The organism is Variovorax sp. 01T439_2 (genome assembly GCF_056398445.1).
Map to the genome: position 1 here is coordinate 1 of NZ_JBFTPJ010000320.1, position 5,830 is coordinate 5,830.

The 5,830-nt window shown below is 69.5% G+C and carries 8 protein-coding genes and 1 pseudogene; all 9 read left to right on the forward strand.

Translation table 11 applies throughout. The annotated features are described in order from the left end of the window. Nucleotides 1-400: hypothetical protein (locus AC1DOC_RS16350; protein WP_478130091.1), on the forward strand; the 400-nt coding region annotated here is incomplete at its 5' end. Further along, the gene (locus AC1DOC_RS16355) at nucleotides 397-1,644 is read left to right on the forward strand and encodes an MFS transporter (RefSeq protein WP_478130092.1); all 1,248 of its coding nucleotides are present in this window, start codon (nucleotides 397-399) and stop codon (nucleotides 1,642-1,644) included. The genes AC1DOC_RS16350 and AC1DOC_RS16355, both read left to right, overlap by 4 nt. Continuing rightward, the gene (locus AC1DOC_RS16360; protein WP_015867656.1) at nucleotides 1,641-2,096 is read left to right on the forward strand and encodes a PTS sugar transporter subunit IIA; all 456 of its coding nucleotides are present in this window, start codon (nucleotides 1,641-1,643) and stop codon (nucleotides 2,094-2,096) included. Before AC1DOC_RS16355 ends, AC1DOC_RS16360 begins: the two co-directional genes overlap by 4 nt. Then, nucleotides 2,065-2,334 carry an HPr family phosphocarrier protein gene (locus AC1DOC_RS16365; protein WP_015867655.1) on the forward strand — a complete coding sequence of 90 codons (270 nt, stop codon included), beginning with the start codon at nucleotides 2,065-2,067 and terminating at the stop codon, nucleotides 2,332-2,334. Before AC1DOC_RS16360 ends, AC1DOC_RS16365 begins: the two co-directional genes overlap by 32 nt. 10 nt (nucleotides 2,335-2,344) lie before the next feature. Further along, entirely contained in the window at nucleotides 2,345-4,141 is a 1,797-nt protein-coding gene (gene ptsP / locus AC1DOC_RS16370) for a phosphoenolpyruvate--protein phosphotransferase (protein ID WP_015867654.1), read from the forward strand. Nucleotides 4,142-4,277: 136 nt separating this feature from the next. After that, nucleotides 4,278-4,649, forward strand: coding sequence for a hypothetical protein (locus tag AC1DOC_RS16375; protein WP_015867653.1), 372 nt, complete (start codon nucleotides 4,278-4,280; stop codon nucleotides 4,647-4,649). A 42-nt stretch (nucleotides 4,650-4,691) separates the two neighbouring features. Further along, nucleotides 4,692-5,159: a Spy/CpxP family protein refolding chaperone gene (locus AC1DOC_RS16380; protein WP_015867652.1), complete on the forward strand. Its 468-nt coding sequence runs from the start codon at nucleotides 4,692-4,694 to the stop codon at nucleotides 5,157-5,159. Between the two features lie 112 nt (nucleotides 5,160-5,271). After that, nucleotides 5,272-5,652, forward strand: coding sequence for a DUF4260 domain-containing protein (locus AC1DOC_RS16385; protein WP_278878811.1), 381 nt, complete (start codon nucleotides 5,272-5,274; stop codon nucleotides 5,650-5,652). Continuing rightward, nucleotides 5,544-5,830: pseudogene (locus tag AC1DOC_RS16390) on the forward strand (hypothetical protein); the annotation flags it as partial. The gene AC1DOC_RS16385 and the pseudogene AC1DOC_RS16390, both read left to right, overlap by 109 nt.

Sequence of the window (5,830 nt, forward strand, 5' to 3'; positions counted from 1 at the left end):
CCGCGCCGACCGCGCCTTGCCGCTCGGCGCCGAGTCGGTGCAGGTCGACATGGCGGGCTGCGAGACCGGCGGTGCGACCTTCGCGGTGGCCCATGCCTCGGCCGAGAGCCCGGCGCAGGCCGAGGCCTGGCTCCGGGCGTGGCGCGCTGCCACCCGCAGCCAGTTGGGCGAGGCGCAGATGACCGAAGCCCCTGCCGTACTGAAACGCGCGATCGCGGCGCCCGCGCCGGTGCGGCTCGATGCCCAGCCGCCGCAAAAGGGCGCCGCGCCGGTCCAGGTGCTCTGGTTCGCCCAGTCGAAGAAGAACGGCGGTGTCGCGCTCTATCAGGCCACCGTGCTCGGCCGCCCCTCCGCGCCCGAGGYGGCGACCACCTTCTTCGAGGGCCTGCGTCTCCCATGAGCGGCGGCCTGCTTGCCGGACGGCGGCGCATCGCCACCGTCTTCCTGGCCTTTGCCTTCGCCTATTTCCTTTCGACGCTGGTGCGCGCCATCACGGCCACGCTGTCGCCCGCGCTCACCGCCGAGTTCGGACTCGAGTCGCGCGACCTTGGATTGCTCGCGGGCGGCTATTTCCTGGGTTTCGCGTTCACGCAGCTGCCCATGGGCACCTGGCTCGACCGCCATGGGCCCAAGCGCGTGATCGTCTGCYTCCTGTCTGCCGCGGTGGCCGGCTGCCTTCTGTTTTCGGTGGCCACGCATTTCTGGCTGCTGCTGGCGGCGCGCGTGCTCACCGGCGTCGGCGTGAGCGCCTGCCTGATGGCGCCGCTCACCGGCTACCGGCGCTGGCTGACGCCGCCCATGCAGCTGCGCAGCAATTCGTGGATGCTGATGGTGGGCTCCTTCGGCCTGGTCGGCGCGACCTTGCCGGTGCAGTGGCTCATGCCCTACCTCGGCTGGCGGCCGCTGTTCTGGCTGCTGGCGGCGGGCGCGCTCGTGTCGATGGTGCTGATCGCATGGGCCGCGCCGGCATGGCATGACGGCGCCGCCACCCGGGAAAAGAACCAGGGCGGAGGCAGCTATGCGGCCGTGTGGCGCGATCCCTTCTTCCGCAAGCTCGCGCCGATCGGCTTCTTCAACTACGGCGGCTTCGTCGCGATGCAGACGCTCTGGGTCGTGCCATGGCTCACGCGCGTGGCGGGCTACACGCCCCAGGAGGCCGCCGGCGCGCTGTTCTGGATCAGCATCGCGCTGCTCGCCACCTATGGGCTCTGGGGCATGGTCAATCCGCGGCTCGCGCACCGCGGCATTCCCGCCGCCCGGCTGCTGGCCTGGGGCATGCCGCTCGGGATGCTCGTGCTTGCTCTGGTTTTGATAGCTGGCCCGGCGGCGGGGACGATGGCCTGGGTGGTCTTCCTGTGCGTTTCCACCGTTGTCACGCTGGCCCAGCCCGCCGTCGCCCTGGCCTTGCCGACTGCGCTCGCGGGTCGCGCGCTGTCGGCCTACAACCTGGTGGTCTTTGCAGGCGTATTTGTCGTGCAGTGGGGCATCGGCCTGCTGATCGACCTGTTCGCCAGCGCCGGGCTCGACCAGGCGGCGTCATTCCGTGCGGCGCTGTCCGTTTTCCTCGCCTGCTGCGTTATGTCGTATGTCTACTTCCTTTGGGCGCCCCCGCATAATCGGTGCGTAGTCCCCCGACCCGCATGAACAGCATCCTCATCATCGCCCACTCACCGTTCGCGCAGGCGCTGCGGCGGTGCGCGCTGCATGTGTTCCCCGATTGCGAACAGGCCATCGTCGCACTCGACGTGCTGCCCAACGTGTCGCCCGAAGAAACGCTGGCGGCAGCCCGCATCACGCTCGAGCAGCAGCTCAATGCACCGCGCTCGCAGGTGCTGGTGCTGGCCGACGTGTTCGGCGCGACGCCCTGCAACGTGGCGCAGAAGCTGGTGGACGGCGTCCGCTCGCGGCTGGTGGCGGGCGTCAACCTGCCGATGCTGCTGCGCGCGGTGACCTACCGCCACGAGCCGCTCGAGACGCTGGTGCAGCGCGCCATCGCGGGCGGCACCGCGGGCGTCATGCAGGTGGCGGTGGCGGCACCCCAGAACCAGGCGAAGAGAAAGCACAGTGATCAAGAAATCCGTGACCATCAGCAATAAGCTGGGCCTCCATGCGCGCGCATCGGCCAAGCTCACCAAGATCGCAGGCAGCTTTCCCTGCGAGGTGTGGCTCTCGCGCGGCGACCGCCGCATCAATGCCAAGAGCATCATGGGCGTCATGATGCTGGCCGCCGGGCTCGGCTCGACCGTCGAACTCGAGACCAACGGCCCGCAGGAAGAAGAGGCGATGGATGCCCTCGTCCAGCTGATGAACGACAAGTTCGGCGAAGGCGAGTAAGGGAGCCCCCATGACCTTCGCAGTCCACGGCCTCCCCGTCGCCCGTGGCATTGCCATTGGCCGCGCGGTGCTGGTGGTGTCCAGCCGCATCGACGTGGCCCACTACTTCATCAAGCCCGAGGAAGTGGAGACCGAGATCGACCGGGTGCGCATGGCCCGCAATGCGGTGGCCGACGAGCTTGCCAAGCTGCAGGCCAGCGTCGCGCTGATGGGCCCCAACGATGCGCCGCACGAGCTCGCCGCGCTGCTCGAGGTGCACCAGATGCTGCTGCAGGACGAGGCGCTCACCGGCGGCGTCAAGCACTGGATCACCGACCGGCTCTACAACGCCGAGTGGGCGCTGACCACGCAGCTCGAAATCATCGCGCGCCAGTTCGACGAGATGGAGGACGAGTACCTGCGCGAGCGCAAGGCCGACCTCGAGCAGGTGGTCGAGCGGCTGCTGCACCGCATGAAGGGCACGGCCGCGGTGCTGGCGCCGAGCCCGCCGCGCCGCAAGCGCCCCGCGGCCGAGGAAGACGACGACCCCACCGCCGGCGACGGCATCGACGCGCCGCTGGTGCTGATCGCGCATGACCTGTCGCCGGCCGACATGCTCCAGTTCAAGAAGAGCGTGTTCGCCGGCTTCGTGACCGACGTGGGCGGGCGCACCTCGCACACCGCGATCGTCGCGCGCAGCATGGACATTCCGGCCGTGGTGGGCGCGCGCACCGCGAGCCAGCTGGTGCGCCAGGACGACTGGGTGATCATCGACGGCGATGCCGGCGTGGTGATCGTCGATCCCTCGCCGATCATCCTGGCCGAGTACGGCTTCAAGCAGCGCCAGGGCGACCTGGAGCGCGGCCGGCTCGCACGCCTGCGCCACAAGCCCGCGGTGACGCTCGACGGCCAGCGCGTCGAGTTGCTCGCCAACATCGAGATGCCCGAGGACACCGTGGGTGCCGTCAAGGCCGGCGCAGTGGGCGTCGGGCTGTTCCGCAGCGAGTTCCTCTTCATGGGCCGCGAGTCGCAGCACCAGACCCGCCTGCCCGACGAGGAAGAGCAATACCAGGCCTACAAGCGCGCGGTCGAAGGCATGCAGGGCATGCCGGTCACCATCCGCACCATCGACGTGGGCGCCGACAAGCCGCTCGACGGCAAGGCCGTCAGCAAGCAGGAGCACCTGAATCCCGCGCTCGGCCTGCGCGCCATCCGCTGGAGCCTGGCCGACCCGGCGATGTTCCTCACGCAGCTGCGCGCGATCCTGCGCGCGGCGGCGCACGGCGAGATCCACCTGCTGATTCCCATGCTCGCGCACGTCAGCGAGATCCGCCAGACGCTGTCGCTGATCGACTTCGCGCGCTCGGAGCTCGACAGCCGCGGCGCCGTGTACGGCAAGGTGAAGCTCGGCGCGATGATCGAGATTCCCGCCGCCGCGCTCACGCTCAAGACCTTCCTGAAGTACTTCGACTTCCTGTCGATCGGCACCAACGACCTGATCCAGTACACGCTGGCCATCGACCGCGCCGACGAGGCCGTGGCCCACCTCTACGACCCGGCCCATCCCGCAGTGCTCCGGCTGGTGGCCGACACCATTGCCGAATGCCGCCGCCAGGGCAAGAGCGTGGCCGTGTGCGGCGAGATGGCGGGCGACGTGGCCTTCACGCGCCTCTTGCTCGGCCTCGGACTGCGCAGCTTCTCGATGCATCCGTCGCGCATCCTCGCCGTCAAGCAGGAGGTGCTGCGCGCGGACACCGGCAAGCTCGAGGAATGGGCCAAGGGCGTGCTCGAGTCGGACGATCCGGCGTCGGTGCTGGCCGGAAATTAGTTCTTACTATTTCAATCCGCTCAGAGGCAGGGCGGAGTCGAAATAAAACGAAACACGCCGAAACTGCGGCGAAAGGACTTGCAGACGCGTCGCAAGCACCATCAGGTCTCCTCTTCCACTACAGAAAGGCCTGACCATGAAATCCCTCTCCCTGACCCAAGTCGTTGCCATCGGCTCCTTCGCGCTGCTCGCTGCAGCCGGTGCCAAGGCCGAATCCTACGAAGGCGTCCAGCCGCTCGCCTCGGCCAAGAGCCGCGCCGAAGTCAACGCCGAAGCCGCTCGCACGGCTTCCGCACCGGACCAGAACGTTGTGCGCGGCTCGCGCGGCGCCGAGACCATGGCCGTTTCCAGAGACCGCGCAGGCGTCGTCTTCGAAGCCATGCGCACCGCCGCCGCACCCGACCAGAACGTGACCTCGGGTTCGCGCGTGAACAGCAAGGTCGTCTCGACCCTGCAGAACCCCGTCGATGCACGTGCCGCAGCCGCCGGCAACAGCAACAGGCTCTAAGACCCACGCCCGCAGGGCACTCCGCGGGCCGCAAGGAACATCATGAAACACTGGATCAAACGCACTCTCTTCGGTTTCGCCGGCCTTGCGGTGGTGGCGGGCAGCATTGCCGGCTGCGCCGGCCATCGGCACGGCTGGGGCAGCGGCGATTCCGCCGAGTTCCGCACCAGGATGGTCGAACGCGTCGGCAGCAAGCTGGAGCTCGACGCCTCGCAGAAGCAGAAGCTCACGGTGCTGGCCGAGAAGCTGCAGGCGCAGCGCGAAGCCATGCGCGGCGCGGGCGGGGCGGGCGATCCGCGTTCGCAGTTCAAGGCGCTGTTCGCGGGCAACAAGCTCGACCAGGCGGCCGCCACGCGGCTCGTCGACGAGAAGACCTCGGCCGTGCGCAACGGCAGCCCGGAAATCATCGCCGCCGCCGCCGATTTCTTCGACAGCCTGAACGCCGCGCAGCAGCAGAAGGTGCGTGACTTCATGGATCGCGGCGGACGCCGCTGGCGCCATCATGGCTAGGCTTGGCTCGCCCCCGGGCTTCGCGCACTTCGTGTCGCTTCGCCATCTCCCTGCCAGGGGGCGATACCTTCGGCCCGCCGAAGCCGGTTCCGCGGCATCCCCCGAGCAGGCCGTGGCCGCGGCGGGCGGCGTGCGCGCGCTGCTGCGGCTCGAAGGCGCCGTGGTGCTGGGCGCGGCGCTCGCCGCCTACGCGCAGTTCGGCGCGGGTTGGGGCGTGTTCGCGCTCTGGCTGCTCGTGCCCGATCTGTCGCTGCTGGGCTACCTCGCGGGCCCGCGCACGGGCGCGGCGCTCTACAACGCCGCGCACTCGTACGTCGGCCCGGTGCTGCTGCTGGCGCTCGGCGTACTCGCGGCCATGCCCTGGGCGGTGGCCGGCAGCCTGATCTGGCTGGCCCACATCGGCGTCGACCGTGCGCTGGGCTACGGGCTCAAGTACGCGGCGGGCTTCGCTGCCACCCACCTGGGCCGCATCGGCAGGGCCGATCCATGGTGAGCGACGCGTCCATGCGCAGCGGCCGCAGCGCTTCCCCCGCCGTGCACGCGCCGGCCGCGCGCGCAAGGATGCTGGCGGAGGCGTCCATGCTCGGCCTCGCGTCGACGGTGCACGCGGGGTTGCTGGTGTCCGGCTACGCGCATGCCGCGGCCCGCAATGCCGAGGCGGTGATAGCCAC